Raw genomic sequence first — 18,031 nt, forward strand, 5'->3', positions numbered from 1 at the left:
ATCATACAAATAGACTATTAAATTAAGATTATGGAGGGACAAGATGAAAATTTTTAAGGTGTTGCTATCGTGTTGCTTGGTAGTTTGTCTTGGAAATCCATTGTTTGCTGCTCAGCAGGAAGATGTGAAAGCAGACGAAACTGTGGATATGGAAGAGATGGTAGTCACTGCGACCAGGACAGAAAGAGAAATAGACAATGTTCCTGCAAGCGTGAGTGTGATTACCAGGGAAGAGATGAAAAAGTATCACATCCAGACCATTGATGAAGCCTTAAAATATGAAGCCGGGATATATTTCAAGAGAAAAAAAGGGTTGAGTGATAGTCTTCCCAGTATCGAAATGCGTGGTTTGCCCGGACAAGAGCGGACGCTGGTTTTACTGAATGGTCTGCCAATCAATGGTGGGTACGATGGAGGTGTGAAATGGAACAATATCAGTGTGGAAAATATAGAACGCATTGAAATTATTCGCGGTCCAGCCTCAGCCCTTTATGGTGGAAATGCCATGGGCGGTGTGATCAATATCATCACTACTACACCTCAAAAACTAGAAGCGGAGATTTTTGGCGGCATAGGAAGTGATGAGACTTATCGTTATGGTGGTTATGTAGGTGATAAGTTTGATAAGTTTGGGATAAGGTTTGGATATGAAGCAGAGGAGACCGGTGGATATCCAACCTCTCTCGTTACCAGGTCAATCTACTCCGGTACCGGTACGCTTACCGGCGGCTATCCTACTACGAGTACTTCCGGCACCCCCAAATGGGTGGTTGGAGACAAGGGCGATAACTGGGCCAAGAGGCAGAATATTAACCTGATGGCCTCTTATGATTTGACTGAAACAGGAACTATCTCGCTTGATTTTCAATATGGACAACACAAATATGGTTATGATGAACCAAATACGTACTTGACCGATGCCAGTGGTGAACCAAGTTTTAGCGGAACAGTTGATGTAGGGGACGGTCAATATGCATCAGTCAAGCCATATAATTATATTTACTACACTGGCATCGGCAATGAGGATTTCTACCTGGCTTCCTTAACATACAAAGAAACATTTGGCTCTGTGGGTTTTACCGGAAAAATTGGCTATCAGTTTAATAACAAGTGGTACACTACAACAACGGATACTACTGGTACTTTTGACAATGCCACAGGGAAATTAAGTGATGCCGATACAGAGACCTGGCTTGCTGATCTTCAGGCAAATATGCCTTTGGGAGACAAGCATTTCCTTACTTGTGGTCTTTACTTTAAAACAGATAGTTTTGAACAGGATAGTTACAATCTTTCATATTATCGTGATGAAGACAGTAAGCTGGACAAAATAGATATTACAAGAGGAAAGGATCTGTTTTATGCGCTATATGTTCAAGATGAGTGGAGAGTCCTGGAACAATTGACTCTTTATGGTGGCCTTCGGTTTGATTTCTGGAAGGCATATGATGGCAAATCCGGTTCTGTAGGGAGCGTTGAGGAATATGATGAACCTCAGGACTATGCCATAAGCCCAAAAATCGGGGCTGTCTGGAATCCTCTTGAAGATACCTACCTTCGCGGCTCTGTGGCCAAAGGGTTCCGCGCGCCAAACATCTATGAACTTTACCGGACATGGCAATCAGGTTGGTATACCTATCACTCTAATCCAGACCTCGATCCGGAAATCATTTGGACATACGAAGTGGGTGCTGACCAATATCTTTTTAACCGAAAGCTAAAGATTGGAGCAACTTTTTTTCATTCCAGGTTGAAAGATGCAATCGAGCGATACAAAGTTGGCACAGATAAATATCTGGATAATGTGGCAAAAGTAGAAATTAACGGCTGGGAACTTGAAGGACAATTGCTACCGTTTGATTGGTTGAAGATCTGGGCCAACTACACAAATAACGACAGCGAAGTAAAAGAAAATGAACGTAACCCGGACGCTGAAGGCAAACATCTTCCCTATATGCCCCTTGAAACCATCAACTTAGGCAGTGAATTAACATACAAATGGTTCAAGCTAAGTCTGGCTGGTGATTATCTGGGCAGGATTTACACCACAGAAGATAATAACGATGTGCCTGATGTATACGGTGGCTATTCCAAGCGGTGGCTCTGGAACACAAAACTCACCTTTACCCCTGAAGAAAATGTGGAATTCTCACTTTCTGTGGATAATATTTTTGATGAAGATTATTTTGAATATTATAAGGGCCGCGGTCGAAGTTATTTCTTCGAGATAAGACTGAAATACTAACCAGGCAACTAGATACTGCTGAACCCGCCATGGCGGGTTCAGCAGTAATGCATGGGAGAATCTATGAACATTGCCGCTATTGTTTGGAATAGCTACGTTCCTACGCTTGTTCAGGCCAGCAAGAGCTTAGATTGGCTTGACCTAAAAATTTTTTCTTCCAGCACCCTGGAAAAAGACCCATCAAAACCAGAAGATGCGCTGAGTAAACTCAAAAAAGCAGATGTAATCCTGCTGTATCGTTCTTCAGAATCATTTTGGGAAACCATTGAAAGAGAGCTCAAGGATATCGGCCAAAGTATCCCGGTTGTTTGCCTGAGTCATGACCCTTCTTATTGGGCCCTTTCCACTGTGGCCCCTGCTATAGTTCAGACTTGTTACGATTACCTCACCCTGGGAGGCGAAGAAAATTGTGCCAACATGTTTTGTTATATAGCCAGGGAAGTGAACGGGCATGATATTCCAGTAGAGCAGCCTAAAGAAGTCCCGTGGGAGGGACTGTATCATCCTCAGGCACCTGTTTCTTACTTTTCTTCGGTTGATGAATATTTGCAGTGGTATGAAGGACATGCCGCCAAGAAAAATATAAAAGACGCGCCTAGTGTAGGAGTACTTTTTGCCCGTCACTATTGGGTTAATAACAACCTGGCGGTTGAGGATTTTCTTATTACAGAGTTGGAGGACCTTGGCCTTAGAGTTATCCCGGCCTTTTCCTACAGCGTGAAAGATCCCGGCCTGGGCGCAAAAGGAAGCGCTCAAGTTGTCCACGATGTCTTTTTTACCCCTGAAGGTAATTCCCGCATCCAGGCCATGGTAAAACTCCAGGCTTTTTTCCTGGGAAAACAGAGAGGTGACAAATCTTCTGATATTGGAAGCGCCGAGGATGGCGTTGGCCTGCTTACAAAACTCAATGTTCCTGTGTTTCAACCTGTTGTATCCAGCTACAAGTCGCCCGATGAATGGGAAAATGACGAGCAAGGTCTTGGGGCCGACATTAGCTGGTGCGTGGCAATGCCAGAATTTGAAGGCGTGATAGAGCCCCTTATTATTGGTGGGGCAGGGAAGTCTGAAGACAGTGAGACCGGAGTTGAACTTGAAGAACGCGTACCTATTGAGGAACGTTGCCGTCGGTTGGCCCAAAGAGTCAAAAAATGGGTGGCTCTCAGGCAAAAACCGGTTTCTGAGCGAAAGGTAGCCTTTATTCTTCACAATAATCCCTGCGCTTCAGCAGAAGGCACAGTAGGAGGAGCGGCAAAGCTTGATTCGCTGGAAAGTGTCGCCCGTATCCTGCAGACCATGCGCAAGCGAGGCTACGCGGTGGATGCCCCAAAAGATGGCAAGGAGCTCATCAAGACCATCATGGACCGCAAAGCCATTTCTGAATTTCGCTGGACCACTGTCAATGAAATCGTCAAGAAAGGCGGAGCCCTGGACCTGGTACCTCTAAACCAATACTTAAAATGGTGGAGAGATTTACCTGAAAAGGTCCGTAAGCGAATAAGTAGTACATGGGGCGAGCCCCCCGGAGAAGAAATAAACGGCGTGCCACCGGCAATGGTTCATGAGGGCAAAATTGTGGTCACAGGAGTCCCTTATGGCAATGCGGTCGTTTGTGTGCAACCCAAACGAGGATGCGCCGGCCCTCGCTGTGATGGCCAGGTATGCAAAATTTTGCACGACCCTGATGTTCCCCCACCACATCAATATCTGGCCACCTATCGTTACCTGGAAGAGTGCTTTGGAGCAGATGTAATTGTGCATGTAGGAACGCATGGAAATGTGGAGTTCCTTCCAGGGAAAGGAGCCGGTCTTTCCGAAGCCTGTTTCCCGGATATTTGCATTCATGAGATGCCCCATCTCTATATCTATAATTCCGACAATTCTCCAGAAGGGATCATCGCAAAAAGGAGAAGCTACGCCACCCTCGTGGATCATATGCAGACCGTGATGAGCCAGGCTGGATTATATGAAGAGCTGGAAGAGCTTGGACGATTTTTGAGCGAATACGAACAGGCCAAGATTACCGATAAAACCCGCGCTCATGCGCTGGAACACATGATCATTGACCTGATCAAACAGACCAACCTGGATCAGGAAATTAATCTCGATAAAGACACTCCTTTTGATGAAGTTGTAAGAAAAGCTCATGAAGTATTAAGCCGTATCAGAAATACCCAGATCCAGGACGGTATGCACATTTTCGGAGAAATCCCCCAAGGTGAGAGGCGAACCAACTTTATTTATTCAATCTTGCGTTTTGATGCAGATGAGGAAAGGTCGGTTCGAAAAATTCTTTGCCGACTTATGGGGCTTGAACTTCAGAGTCTTTTAAATGAACCCGGTGAAGTGAGTCCCAGGTGGCAAAAGAGTCATGGTGAACTTCTGGAAGAGATTGATTCCTATGGCAGGCTTATTGTGGAGCAGGCTCTCAAGTCATCTGGTAATGGGAGCTTTGGAAAGGAGGTGCGCAAACTTTTGGGAGAGCGCCTCGTAGATGAGCACGAGCTCAAGCATTTGGCAGGGATTCAGGCCAGGATTCTTGAACTGGACAAGAGAATTGAGGCCTCCAGGGAAATAGACTCTTTACTCAATGGTTTTGACGGGAGATATATACCTGCTGGTCCTTCAGGAGTGATTACCAGGGGAAGAGATGATATTCTGCCCACCGGAAGAAATTTTTATTCCCTTGACCCCAGGCGGGTGCCTACAAAGGCAGCATACCGTGTGGGTGAGCAGGTGGCTGCTGCAGTTATAGATAAACATATGAGTGAAGAAGGTCGGTTTCCCGAGAATGTAGCTGTTTACTGGATGTGTACGGACATCATGTGGTCTGACGGAGAGGGCATGGGGCAGATATTTTCTCTTCTTGGAGTACGTCCTGTCTGGCTCTCCGACGGCAGGGTCAAGGGGTTCGAAATCATTTCTCTGGAAGAGTTGGGCAGGCCCAGGATTGATGTGACCATCCGGGTTTCCGGCATCACCAGGGATAATTTTCCGGAATGTATCGATTTATTGGACGAGGCCATCTATGCGGTCGCTTCTCTGGATGAGCCCCTGAATATGAATTATGTACGCAAGCACTCTCTGGAAAAATTAGAGTCAGAAGGGAATGATAAGCCTGATGAAGATGGCTGGCGAAAGGCTACCTTGCGAATTTTCTCCTCGAAACCGGGAACATATCGGCCAGGAGTCAATCTCGCAGTCTATGCGTCTGCCTGGAAGGATGAAAAGGACTTGTCAGATATCTTTGTCAATTGGAACGGCTATGCCTATGGAAAAGGAATTTTTGGGCAGGCATCCCATGATCAATTTAAGAGTAGTCTCAAAAGTGTTGATGTGACCTTTAATAAGGTCGTTTCTGACGAACATGATATTTTCGGTTGTTGTTGTTACTTTGGGACACACGGAGGCATCACAGCTGCGGCCAGGCACATCAGTGGGAAAGAGGTCAAAGTTTATTATGGTGATACGCGAGAACCTGAACGGGTGGAAGTGCGTGATCTTGCCGATGAAATACGTCGTGTGGTCAGGACAAAATTGCTCAATCCCAAATGGATCGAAGGAATGAAACGTCACGGCTATAAAGGTGCCGGAGACATTTCCAAACGAGTTGGCCGGGTTTATGGTTGGGAGTCCACGACCCAGGAGGTGGATGATTGGATCTTTGACGACATAGCCCGAACATTTGTTCTGGATGAAGAAAACCGGGAATTTTTTAAAGAAAACAATCCTTGGGCCCTGGAAGAAATCGGTCGCAGGCTTTTAGAGGCTGAAAGTCGGGGACTATGGAAGGCTGATCCGGAAGTATCGCGAGGGCTGCGTGAGGCGTACCTGGAAATGGAAGGGTGGTTAGAAGAATCCATGGGTGAGGTTGAAGGCGATTTCCAGGGCGGAGCAGTGGATATTTTTTCTCCTGAAGATGTGGAGAAAGGAATGGGATGATCAAAGTAGTTAGAGTAATAGGAGAAATATAGGAAGTTATTATGAAGGCAAATCGAGCATTTCCGTTTTCGGCCATTGTAGGCCAGGAAAAGATGAAAAAAGCGCTTCTTTTAAATGTGATTAATCCCAAACTGGGCGGAGTGCTTATCCGAGGCGAAAAAGGAACTGCTAAATCCACAGCAGTGCGAGCTCTGGCAAGTTTGTTGCCTGAAATCGAGGTTGTAGCAGACTGTCCTTTTGGGTGCTGTCCGGGTCAAGCTTCGCAAGTTTGTCCTGTATGTGCGGAAAAGTTGACCCAGGGAAAACAGCTTTCTGTAACGCGCAGAAAGATTCGCGTAGTGGATCTTCCGGTTGGTTCCACAGAAGATAGGGTCCTGGGTACTCTCGATCTGGAAAAGGCAATTAAAGAGGGAGAAAAGCACTTTGAACCCGGCATCCTCGCCCAGGCCCATAGAGGGATTCTTTATGTAGACGAAGTCAATCTCCTGGATGACCATATCGTGGATGTGCTGCTGGATGCTGCGGCTATGGGGGTAAATACAGTAGAGAGGGAAGGAATTTCCTTTTCCCATCCTGCCGAGTTTGTTCTCATCGGTACCATGAACCCGGAAGAGGGGGAGCTCAGGCCCCAGCTTCTGGACCGGTTTGGACTTTGTGTCCAGGTTGAAGGCATCACGGATGTGGACCAGAGAGTGGAAGTAGTTAAACTGCGGGCAGAGTATGAAGAAAACCCTGAAGCTTTTCAGGAAAAATGGCGTAAAGAAGAAGAAAAGTTGAGTCAGCGCATTGTACAGGCCAAAAAGATTTTGCCTGGGGTCAGTTTGTCTGATGACATGCTCCGCTTGATTGCTGAAACTTCCATAGAAATGAATGTGGACGGTCACCGGGCCGACATTGTCATGATGAAAACAGCCAAGACACTGGCTGCTCTTGGTGGTCGTAAGGAGGTAATCCGCGAAGACATCAGGGAGGCCGCAGAAATGGCTTTGCCCCACCGCATGCGCAAGAAGCCTTTTCAAAAGATTGGTCTTGAAGCTGAAAAGATACAGCAAATTTTTGGTGGATAATTCAATTTTTGTGGCCTTTTCCCAGGTTTTTTATTCAATGCTAACAAAGAGTTGGACACATCCGAAGATGCAAGTCAAGACCAGTTACGCAGCAAATACGAGTTTCTCAGGAGTAAGGGTTGGCTGGGAAACGCGGCCTGTTTATCCCTTCCCGGCTATTGTTGGACAGGAGCAGATGAAAGAAGCGCTCTTGTTGAATGCGGTGTGTCCGTCCATTGGAGGGGTCCTAATCCGGGGTGAAAAGGGTACAGCCAAATCCACGGCAGTGCGCGCACTGGCAAATTTGTTGCCTGAAATCGAGGTAGTAGCAGACTGTCCTTTTGGGTGTGACCCGAATGGAGAGCTTTGTTTTTTGTGTCGGACAAAGCTCCAACAAGGCCAAGCACTGCCTGTTAAGCGCAGAAAGATTAAACTAGTGGATCTCCCTCTTGGCGCAACTGAAGAGCGAATAACGGGAACCATTAATCTGGAAGAAGCTGTTAAGTCAGGGAAGAAGGCTTTTGAACCAGGGCTCTTGGCCGCTGCCCATCGAGGTATTCTCTATATCGATGAAGTCAATCTGCTTCATGATCATATTGTGGATATTATTCTGGACGCGTCGGCCATGGGCATGAATATTGTTGAACGCGAAGGGATATCTCTGGTTCATCCGTCGGAGTTTATTCTCATCGGCACTATGAATCCGGAGGAAGGAGAACTCAGACCACAGCTTTTGGACCGTTTTGGGCTTAGCGTGGAAGTTTGCGCTCCTTCCGAGCCTGAACCGCGTATGCGTGTGCTTCAGCTGAGAGAACAGTTCGATCAGGATCCCGAGTTGTTTGTTAAAAAATTTTTTTCTGAACAGGAAGATTTGACTAGGCGCATTCTAAAAGCTCGCCGGCTTTTGCCTCGGGTGAGGATGTCCCAAAAGCTGCTTCAGCTTTGTTCCAGCCTCTGTTTGGAGGCCTTTGTTGCGGGCCATAGAGCAGATATTACACTTAGAAAAACTGCACGGGCGCTTGCAGCGCTTCAGGAACGCGATAATGTATTGGAAGATGATGTGTTAAAAGCTGCCGAATTGACTCTTTTACATCGCAGAAGAGTTAATTCTCCCTCGCCTCCTCCATCTCGGCATGAACATGACCATGAGCGCAAGCACGAGCAAGAATCATCCGAAGACAGAACGGAACACCATGAACACAAGCAAAGGAGTGCCGAAAATCAAAAGATGCCAGACACTCCCGAGGAGGCCACTCCTGAACAAAATGATTCCCATGAGGACCAATCTCCTGCCGGCCCAGGAGTGGAAACAATATTTCCTGTAGGCGCACCATTTAGGGCAAAACCATTTTTAATGAAGCGTGACCGGTCGTTCAGAAAAGGGTCAGGACGGAGGTCCCGCACTCGTACGACCCATAAAATGGGCCGTTATGTGAAAAGTAATCTAAATCAAAATCCTCAGGACCTGGCCCTGGATGCGACATTGCGCGCGGCAGCACCTTATCAGGCTAAGCGAAGTAGAGAAGGGGTAAGCGTTGTTATTGAAAAATGCGATCTTCGCCAGAAAGTGCGGGAAAAACGTATTGGCAATTTGATCGTCTTTGTGGTGGATGCCAGTGGCTCCATGGGTGCCGGGAAAAGGATGGTCGAAACCAAGGGCGCTGTCCTTTCCCTTCTTCTCGATGCGTATCAAAAGCGGGACAAGGTTTCTTTTGTGGCCTTCCGAGGCAAGGAGGCAGAAGTACTCCTACCGCCAACGAATAGCATTGAACTCGCGTACAAACTCCTTGAAGAACTACCCACTGGAGGTAAAACCCCTCTATCCCAAGGCATTGCTGTGGGTTACCATGTCCTGGATGTCCAGCTTAGAAAAGATCCCAACACCTATCCTCTTATGGTGCTCGTTTCTGATGGCAAGGCCAATGTGAGTCTATCTGGCAGAAAGCCGCTGGAAGAAGTAATGGAGCTTGCTACGATCATCCGAAACGATAACCGTATTCGTAGTGTAGTGATTGATGTGGAAAAATCCGGTCTCATCACTTTTGGTCTGGCAAAAGAAATTGCTTTAAAACTTGGAGCTCAATATTTTAAAATTGAAGATCTAAAAGCAGCGACCTTAGTAGACGTGCTCAAGGAAGATGTCCTTGGTATCTAAATTTGTCGTTCAAATCATTTCAAAAAAGTATCCCCTATCAAAAATGGAGCATTAAAAGTGCTAAAAGGTCTTGTTTTCTTTATCACTTTTCTTTTTTTCTTTCCTTTTACAGGCCAAGGCAAAGAGACACCGCAAAAATTGATTAACTCCATGGAAGGAGCTGTCAAAGAGGCGCAAAAGGTCCAGGGTGAAGTTGATGCATGGGCTGTGGAACGGGAGAAACTCCTTTCTGAAATTTTAGAACTTAAAAATCTAAAGCGATGGTACACCCACCAGCAAAAAAAGTATGAGGGCTATATTCAAAAGCAAAGAAAGGTTATTGCTGAGCTTAAAAGGCAGAGAGAGGAAGCCAAAAAGATAAACATTTTTTTGGAACCATATCTGGACGATACCGTCAAACGGCTGGAGGAATTCATTGCATCAGACTTAAGCTTTTTGCCCGAGGAACGACAAAAAAGACTCGCCTTTCTAAAGAATTCCCTTGACGACTATCATCTTGAATTAAGCGAGAAATTGCGTCGGGTACTGGAAGCTTTGCAGGTTGAGGCTGAATATGGCCGGGGAATAGAAAAAAACGAGGCAGTTTTATCGCAGGGCAGCGAGTCAACCCAGGTTTACCTTTTGCGTGTTGGTCGCGTTGCCCTTTTTTATCAGACCTTGGATGGAAAAAAATGTGGATATTTGGATATGTTTTCCAATACCTGGAGGGAACTCCCTGCCACCTTTAATTCAGAAATCAGCAAAGCCCTGGACATGATTGAACGCAGGCGGGCCTATGAGCTGGTCGAGCTCCCACTAAGGAGAGTTCAGCCATGAACCACACCATTTTCCTTGTTTCACTTATAGTATGCTTTTGGACGTTGCCGTGCTTTGGAAAAAATCAGACATGGACAGAGGTGTCGGCCCGAGTTCAAAAAGAAGTCAATCAGATTAAACTTGAAACAGCAGAAACCAAAGAGATAATCAAGAAAGAACGGGCCGCACTTTTGCAGCAGCTTGCCCGATTAAAAAAAGCAGTACTCAGAGAAGAAAAAAAATTTAATCGACTCAAAGGTCAGTTTGAAACCTTGCTTAAACAGGAAGAAAAAGAGCGTGCGCAACTGGAAAAAGAGGTACAGGAGACAAAGAGCCTGGAAGGAATCGTGCGCGCGGTAGCCAGGGATGCAAACAAGCTTTTTCAAAACAGCCTTATATCTCCTGAATACCCACAATATCTCCAAAGAATAGAGCGTTTGTCGGAGGCAAAACAGTTTCCTTCATTTGAGGATGTCCAGGCCATTGTTGAATCGTTATTTGCGTACATGAAGGCATCGGGCCGGATTCGTCAATCAAGAGAAGAGTTTATTGGCCCGAAAGGTATAAGAATAAGAGGTGAAACCCTGCGCGTGGGAGACATTGTGGCTTTCTACCGTCAGAATAAAGATGGCGAAAGCGGCGGAAGTGTTGGTTTTTTGCGCTATGATCCAAAACAGAGGCTTTTGGCAGCTTACTCCGGCGATACTTCATGGTCAGTGGCCAGAGCGATACGCAAATATTTGGAAGGCAACAGCAATGTTCTGCCCCTTGACTTGTCAGGAGGCGCGATTCTTGAGCGTTTGAGTCATTCCAAGGGAATAAAGGAATGGCTTCTTTCCGGTGGATTTTTGGTCTGGCCCATTCTCCTTGTTGGGTTAACCGCCTTCGTCCTTGTATTGGAGCGGTTATTTTTTCTGGCCAGGATCAAGGCTGATACAGATGAGATTATGCAGAATTTTAACTCCTTGTTCAGTCAGGGGTTATTAGACAAATGCAAAGAGTTGAGCGCAACCAATGACCGTGTGCCGGTTTGCAAGGTACTGGCAGCCGGTCTTGCGCATCTTGGGGCGGGTAAGGATGTTTTGGAGAACGCCTTGCATGAAGCAATTATCAAGGAGATTCCCAGGTTGGAGCGCTTTCTGCCCACCTTGAGTGTTCTGGGGGCCATTGCGCCGCTTATGGGCTTACTCGGAACAGTAACCGGGATTATCGATACCTTCCAGGTCATAACTTTCTTCGGCACAAGCGATCCCCGCATGATGTCGGGGGGCATTTCAGAGGCTCTGGTCACTACCCAGTTAGGGCTGGCCGTGGCTATCCCGATTATGCTCATGCATCATTTTCTGGAGCAAAAAGTGGATAGACTAGTCGCAGACATGGAGGAAAAAAGCATGACGCTTACGATAAGTATAATGAAGGGTGAAGGCCACGGTTTGGCTCCGGAAGTTAAGTAAACTCGTTATGTTTGTTTCATCTGGTTGGTTTGAGCAGGTTGTCAGCTATTTTGATGCTGGCGGGTGCGTGACAGTTCTTTTGATGGGGCTCTCTATTTGGATGTGGACCCTTATCATAGTTAAGTTAAAGGAAATATACACTTACCGTCGCACGGAAATTCCACTGAATGAATGTTTTGTCCGTTTGAAACAAGGTAGGGATATTCCGGGATGGCAAGGCCAGCTTATCAAAAATTTTGTAAGCAGACGTAGTTTTGAACCGGAAATTGACCAAAAGTTACTTCATACCCTGGCTTGTAAATATTATTTGGCCATTGAACGACACATCAAGACCATCCTGGTCCTGGCGGGGACAGCTCCTCTGCTTGGTCTTATGGGAACGGTAACAGGCATGATTGCCTCATTTGAAGTAATTTCACTATTTGGGACAGGCAATGCCAAAGCACTCTCTTCCGGGATATCAGAAGCTCTGATTACAACACAAATCGGTCTGATCGTGGCCATCCCCGGTCTGTTCATGGGTAATTTTCTTCTTCGTCGAGCAGAGCAGCTCAAGGCCCGGATCAAGCGCTTTTGCAATAGTCTTATGGTTGAGATGATGAGTAGCTGAGAAGGATATCGGGGACATATATGAATAACTTCCGATACAAAAACAGCAGATGCTCCAGGACTGTTGAGATCAATATGGCCCCGCTTATCGACATGGTTTTTATTCTACTCATTTTTTTCCTGGTTACTACAAGTTTTGTCAAAGAGGCCGGGGTGGATGTGCAAAGACCCACAGCCAGGTCAGCCATAACAAAGGAAAAAGTTAATATGGTTATAGGCGTGACCAAGGATGGACTGATTTTCATCTCAGGAAAAACAGTGGATATTCGGTCGGTGCGGGGACACGTGGAAAGGTTTCTGGCAGAAAATCCAGAGGCTTCGGTAGTTGTGGTTGCGGATAAGGCCAGCCAGACCGGTACGGTGATTCGGGTTTTGGATGCGTGCCGTCTGGCCGGAGCCAAAAATATCAGTATTGCTGCCCAAAAGCCCAATGGATGAACCTATGTCTCGTAAAGCATGGTTCTTGAGTTTTGCTATAGCTTTTGTCTTCAATCTAGTTGTTTTTTTATCCATCCCATATTTGTCTTCCAAGGGCTCAGTAACAACAAACAGAGAGTTTTCCGAACCGATTATTTTGAGCACGTACAGGCCGGGGCAGCCAGAGTCCCATCACCAAAAACGTGATGTACCTAAACCAAACCTGCCTAAAAAGGTGCCGGAGACTGCTTTCTCTCAAAGAAAAGAAGTGGGGCAGATCAAACCAGATTTAGGCTGTCTTTTGCCAGAAAAGCAATTTTCGCTTCAAGCCAAACTAAAAACAGATATTGAGATTTCGTCGTCCGGCGTAACCAATCCGTCACCAGGGTTGCCATCCAGCCCCGGCGAATTTGAGCTTGGCGAGGTAGATCAAGCCCCGAAGCTCATCAATAAGGTGAAGCCCATCTATCCTTTTATTGCCCGGCGTAGAAATATCACCGGAAAGGTGGTGGTCAGGTTTCTAGTCGATGAACACGGTTATGTGAGAAAAATAACCATTGAGGAAGCCAGGCCCAAAGGGGTGTTTGAGCAGAGTGTCCTCATGGCCCTTAAAAAATGGCGCTTTGCGCCTGGCAGATACCAGGGGAAGCCTGTACCTACGTGGATACGATTGCCTATACAATTTAACCTTGCTCAGTGAGGTTGAGAAGTTGGTGAGATTAGCTGGAGTTTCGGAGTGAGAAAGATTGAAAACATGCGCTTAGTGTTTGTTTTACTTCTTTTAACCGAACTTTTGTTCTTCTTTAATTTGTCAGCCTGGGCAGGGCGGCCTCGCTCTGAAATCCCCTGGGCAGTGCAGAAGACCCTGTACTTATCACAAAAGGCCATAGAGCAGAAAGATTATGCTCAGGCCAGGAAATTTCTTTTGGATTATGTTCAAAAATATCCGGAAAAGCCCCATGCAATGATTTACTATCTCCTGGGCAACACGTGGTATTTGAGCCATGACCTTCAAAACGCCTATGATGCCTATAAAACAGGTATTGCCCTTGACCCCGATTGTTTTGCTCTGTGTCAAAATTTTGCTCAGGCAGCATATGAATTGGGAAAATACAGGGAAGCCGGTAAATTTTTTGAACAGGCTTTTAGCCTGGCAGACAAACCGGACGGGGAATTACTCTATAACGCGGCTTTATCCTGGTATCAGGCCAAAGCCTACCATAAGGCGGTTCAGTCGCTGGAACGTCTGTTTACCAGGAGTGCTGATAAGGTCCAAAAAGATTGGGTAGAGTTGTATGTATATGTGTTACTTGAACTTAAAAAATTCAAGAAAGCCGAGAACGCTATCTTAAGGCGCCTTGCCCATAACCCTACAACAAGTGAGTTCTGGAAACTTCTGGCTTATACTGCACTTCAGAAACAAGACTATCCACAGGCAGTTAGCGCCCTTGAGGTTGCTTACAAGCTTGAGCCTCCAACATCAAAAGAATGGCTGGAACTGGCCAATATCTATTCATATCTAAATCTTCCATTAAACGCTGCCAAGGCTTTAGAAAAGGCGTACGGGAGCTCTCCCGATCCCAAGAAATGCGACGAACTGGCTAAAGAATTTGCCCTGGCCCGGCGTTTGGATAAAGCCATTCATTACCTGGACCTTGCCCTGCAAAAAGAACCCACGAGCCAACGCTATCTGGAAAAAGGCAAAATCTATTACAGATTCGGTAAATGTGCCGAGGCGGCCAGAGAGTTTCAGAAGGCTTTAAGTATAGAACCAGAAAACGGACTTGCACATTTCATGTTGGGAGTATGCGCCATGGAGTTGGAAAATTTCTCCATGGCGAAGAATGCTTTTTTAGAGGCATCCAAAGATAGACGTTACAAAGAGCAGGCCAGGAGTTTTCTTGCGGCATTAAAGGATTAAGAAACGTGTAGTAAAACACAATTTTCACTTGCTCAAAACATGCTTGCTAGGGATAACACAGATAAATTCCCCGGAGAAAACCTGCTCTGCATCCTTTTCTACATCTACAAAAACGGTTATTTTTTTTCCTTCGGTTTTCTCCACTTTGGCCTTGGCCAGTAATACATCGCCTGTTTGCACTGGTTTCAAGAACTTTACTTTTGCCCCGGCCAGGACAACATTGGGATGATTGACTGCAAGCATTGCGGCGTAATCAGCCAGTCCAAAAACAGTTCCGCCATGGGTAAGACCATATTCATCGGCAGCCATTTCTTTGGTCACAGTTAACTCAACCCTGGCTGAACCGTCTGCAAGCTCTATGGGGCGACCCCATAATATTGGGTTGATTTTTAAATGGGTCTTTTGTTCCACGTTTTTATACCTCCAGCATTTCTCTGTGCTGTTTCCGATGCAGCAAGACTTTTTTAGTTACATCTTCCCTATGGTCTTTAGTTTTTTTTGACCTGGGCATTTCCGTGAGATCTTTGTTTATCAAGAGACAAGCATCATTGTTGTCTATTTAACGCTAAATGATTTTTTGCTGCTACGTCAATAACGTAGAGGCTTTAGTCCTTTACGGAAATCTTGGCCTGCAGCCCATTTTTTTACTGGCATTGCCAGATCATAGGCCAGGGCATTTAAGATGACGTACAGGGGTGACTCAGGCATCCATGTTTTTCGCTTAAAGAGGACGAAATCTACATCTGGCCTGTTGTCTATCCGGCCTGAGTGTTCCATGGTCCAGACCAACTTATTGGAGTAGATGGAGTAAATGTTGACCTGGATGGCCAGGCTGGAGCTACCTTGCGAACCTCCATCAAGGAAATGTTTCAACTGGCCCAGAACATAAAGATCAGCACCCTTTTCCATGGCATAAGCCCTTGCCTTTTCTTTGCCGGGGTACCCGAATTTGTTCTCATAGACCATGGCCGGAAATACTCCCTGTCCAACCCACGCCTGCCAGAAAAGGTAGCCAATGGTATCTCCGATAACCTTTGGTTTTTCCACTTGCTCACGCACATAAAAAGGGAAGAAAACTGCTTTTAATGCGGTTTTAGCAGGAAAGGGAGGCATGACATAGATGGGGGCGGCAGATCTTTCCACCACCGGACTTTGATAGAAGGTCAAGGTATCCAGTGAAGGCTCAAAATCTTGTTCTATTTTTGACTCAATGGTTGAGCAGGCTGCCAGACAGAGGATAACAATGGATAATAAAAATTTATACATGGCTGTTCAGTTAAATTTGAAATTTTAAGTTTGGTCACGATATTTCAAGCATAAATCATGCCAGAAGAAAGTTCGTTGCACGTTGGGCGAAATACAACTAATACTCACATCTTACAGTAATTTATGTTTCCAATTCCAGAGTCCGGCTCGTTTTTTGAGTTTGATTTTAGGTGGGATAGGTTCGTGGATATAAATAAACAGAGAGTATCCAGCCTGAGATAATATGTTTTTGTATTCAGAAAGGTTTATCTCCCAGTTGGGGAAGAGATAGTAGTTTTTATCATAGGTGATGGCCCAGGCCGTTTCCTGTTTAGGGCTTGTAAATGGCTCTCTGGTTTTGAGATCATCTGAAAATGTGCGCGAAATACACAGGGGCCAAAGTCCTTTGAGAACTATGCCCAGTGGCAGAGGGCTATGCTCCGGAAGAGCCAAAAAACTGTCTCTCTCAAGTTCAGGGCTGACAATCGCGCCGGCAAAGCCCACTTGTTTTAGGGTGAGTATAGTCAGGCTATTACTGGTGTTACAAAAAGGTCCTGCCCATAAGTTGAGTTTCTTGTTCTTCGGGAACAAGCCCATTTGCCAGATGGCATTTAAAATAAAATTTCTGGCTCTTTTTTTTACCAGATGCTCAATGAGTTTCTGCCAGGCCTTTTCTTCACCGGGCCAGATAACCGGAGGCAGGACAAACCACTTGTTTGTTATGGCCTTGAATTGCACGCCTTTTTTAAAATCCAGGCTTAGCCAGTAGCCAAGAGGGGCTTTACTTGTGGTCCTAACTGGTTGGCGAAAGATATTCAGGTCCAGAGAAGCTGTCGCATGCTTGCTCTTCGACTTTTTGGGCTGAGGGATATGAGGCTTAAAGTTAGAAGAAAGTACTTTGATTCCCTGTTTCTCCGTTTCCAAGCTTCCAAGTTTCTCCTTCAGGGCTTTGATTTTAGACGTTAGTTCTGGCTCCTGACGGTCTATAAGAAAGATAGGGGTGTTTTTTGTTACTTTTTTTGAAAGGTGAAATTTTCCTCTTTTAGGTATTCTTTTTCTAATTTTGACCAAGTGATGCCCTTTTTCATCTTCAAAACCAACTCGCAGAAGATCGCCGGGAATAAGTTCTTCTCTGGGCGTAAAAAAAGGTTTTTCTGCCGGGCCCTGGACCTTGCCAATAAATTTTCCTGATCCACTCTGGTTTTTCGGGGCTATTGGGTTATATGGGCGCTGGGGTAGAAAATAATAATGGGTTCTGTTTCTGCCCAAGGCTTGATCAAGGAGTTCCAGGGCCATTTTTTTCATCTGTGCATCTTTATGGTCGCGCAAAATCTGATAGGCACGCACAGTATAATAGACATAATGGGGACCTTTCTTGCGACCCTCGATTTTCCAGGACTTGATACGCGGTATGGACAATAGTGGTTTGGTCAGGACATCCAGGCTTAAATCCAGGCAGGAAAAGAATCTTTGTCTTATCCCCTTGTAGGTGTATAATCGACGGCAAGGCTGTACGCACCTGCCCCTTAGCCCGCTTTTCCCTCCTAAAAAGCTACTCCAATAACACCGGCCGGAAACAGCGTAACAGAGCGCACCATGAACAAAGATTTCCAGGTCTATGGGCGAGTCAGAAGCCAAAGCTTTAATTTCATCAATGTTTAGTTCTCTGGGCAACACAACCCTTGAGATTCCCAGGTTTTTGGCCAAAGCCAACCCGGATTTTAAGCTTAGATCTCCCAGGGTCGATAAATGTATTTCTCCTCTATAATCTACCTGCCGGGCCAGGTTAACAAGGCTCAAGTCAGAGATAATTAAGGCATCGGGATGAACATATTGGTTCAAGCGATCCAAAAGGCGGCCAGCGCTGTCCAGGTCATCTTCCTTGACCAGCGTGTTTAAGGCCACATAGACTTTGATTCCTCTGGTGTGGGCTAGCTCTGTTAGCCCTGCGAGCTGACTGATGGAGAAATTTTCAGCCTCCATGCGCGCGGAAAAGTGCTTTAGACCGCAATAGATGGCATCGGCCCCCGCAGCTATGGCTGCCAGGAAGGAGTCTTCACTCCCTGCCGGGGCCAGAATTTCCGGGCGGCTCTGAGTTGTGGGTTCTGGGTTATGAGTGCGGTCAAAAGTCATGGAAACTCCTGTCAATTCCGAGTGTTGAAATTCAGCTTCAAAAATTCTGAAATTCCTTTAACTTAAGAAAAT

Annotated in this window: 13 protein-coding genes; 10 read left to right on the forward strand and 3 right to left on the reverse strand. The window is 46.0% G+C overall.

The annotated features are described in order from the left end of the window. Positions 1-43: 43 nt before the first annotated feature. The 10 genes from KFV02_RS04690 to KFV02_RS04735 all read left to right on the forward strand — a co-directional run bounded on the left by KFV02_RS04690 (position 44) and on the right by KFV02_RS04735 (position 14,581). A complete protein-coding gene (locus KFV02_RS04690) occupies positions 44-2,245 on the forward strand; it encodes a TonB-dependent receptor plug domain-containing protein (protein WP_252380379.1) in 2,202 nt (733 codons plus the stop codon). 63 nt (positions 2,246-2,308) lie between these two features. Beyond that, on the forward strand, positions 2,309-6,184 hold the full coding sequence (gene cobN / locus KFV02_RS04695; protein WP_252380380.1) for a cobaltochelatase subunit CobN: 3,876 nt from the start codon (positions 2,309-2,311) through the stop codon (positions 6,182-6,184). Positions 6,185-6,225: 41 nt separating this feature from the next. Beyond that, positions 6,226-7,251, forward strand: a complete 1,026-nt coding sequence (gene bchI, locus KFV02_RS04700) for a magnesium chelatase ATPase subunit I (protein WP_252380381.1) — start codon at positions 6,226-6,228, stop codon at positions 7,249-7,251. Positions 7,252-7,318: 67 nt separating this feature from the next. Next, positions 7,319-9,385, forward strand: coding sequence for a putative cobaltochelatase (locus KFV02_RS04705; protein WP_252380382.1), 2,067 nt, complete (start codon positions 7,319-7,321; stop codon positions 9,383-9,385). A 57-nt stretch (positions 9,386-9,442) separates the two neighbouring features. After that, positions 9,443-10,201 carry a DUF3450 domain-containing protein gene (locus KFV02_RS04710; protein WP_252380383.1) on the forward strand — a complete coding sequence of 253 codons (759 nt, stop codon included), beginning with the start codon at positions 9,443-9,445 and terminating at the stop codon, positions 10,199-10,201. Further along, complete coding sequence (locus KFV02_RS04715; RefSeq protein WP_252380384.1) at positions 10,198-11,634, forward strand: MotA/TolQ/ExbB proton channel family protein; 1,437 nt, start codon at positions 10,198-10,200, stop codon at positions 11,632-11,634. The genes KFV02_RS04710 and KFV02_RS04715 overlap by 4 nt, the downstream gene beginning before the upstream one ends. 7 nt (positions 11,635-11,641) lie before the next feature. Next, positions 11,642-12,244, forward strand: a complete 603-nt coding sequence (locus KFV02_RS04720) for a MotA/TolQ/ExbB proton channel family protein (RefSeq protein ID WP_252380385.1) — start codon at positions 11,642-11,644, stop codon at positions 12,242-12,244. 20 nt (positions 12,245-12,264) lie between these two features. Beyond that, positions 12,265-12,681 (forward strand): ExbD/TolR family protein, encoded by a 417-nt coding sequence (locus KFV02_RS04725; protein ID WP_252380386.1) that lies wholly within the window; start codon positions 12,265-12,267, stop codon positions 12,679-12,681. A 4-nt stretch (positions 12,682-12,685) separates the two neighbouring features. Then, positions 12,686-13,360, forward strand: a complete 675-nt coding sequence (locus KFV02_RS04730; RefSeq protein ID WP_252380387.1) for an energy transducer TonB — start codon at positions 12,686-12,688, stop codon at positions 13,358-13,360. A gap of 36 nt (positions 13,361-13,396) precedes the next feature. After that, complete coding sequence (locus KFV02_RS04735) at positions 13,397-14,581, forward strand: tetratricopeptide repeat protein (RefSeq protein WP_252380388.1); 1,185 nt, start codon at positions 13,397-13,399, stop codon at positions 14,579-14,581. A 24-nt stretch (positions 14,582-14,605) separates the two neighbouring features. On the opposite strand, the gene KFV02_RS04740 is transcribed toward KFV02_RS04735, so the two are convergent. From KFV02_RS04740 to KFV02_RS04750, 3 genes are all read right to left on the reverse strand, one after another. Further along, the gene (locus KFV02_RS04740; protein WP_252380389.1) at positions 14,606-14,992 is read right to left on the reverse strand and encodes a PaaI family thioesterase; all 387 of its coding nucleotides are present in this window, start codon (positions 14,990-14,992) and stop codon (positions 14,606-14,608) included. 177 nt (positions 14,993-15,169) lie between these two features. After that, positions 15,170-15,847, reverse strand: coding sequence for a hypothetical protein (locus tag KFV02_RS04745; RefSeq protein ID WP_252380390.1), 678 nt, complete (start codon positions 15,845-15,847; stop codon positions 15,170-15,172). A gap of 111 nt (positions 15,848-15,958) precedes the next feature. Beyond that, positions 15,959-17,959: a peptidase U32 family protein gene (locus KFV02_RS04750; RefSeq protein WP_252380391.1), complete on the reverse strand. Its 2,001-nt coding sequence runs from the start codon at positions 17,957-17,959 to the stop codon at positions 15,959-15,961. Between the last annotated feature and the right edge of the window lie 72 nt (positions 17,960-18,031).

The sequence above is a fragment of the Desulfovulcanus ferrireducens genome (assembly GCF_018704065.1).
Classification (GTDB): Bacteria; Desulfobacterota; Desulfovibrionia; order Desulfovibrionales; family Desulfonatronovibrionaceae; genus Desulfovulcanus; species Desulfovulcanus ferrireducens.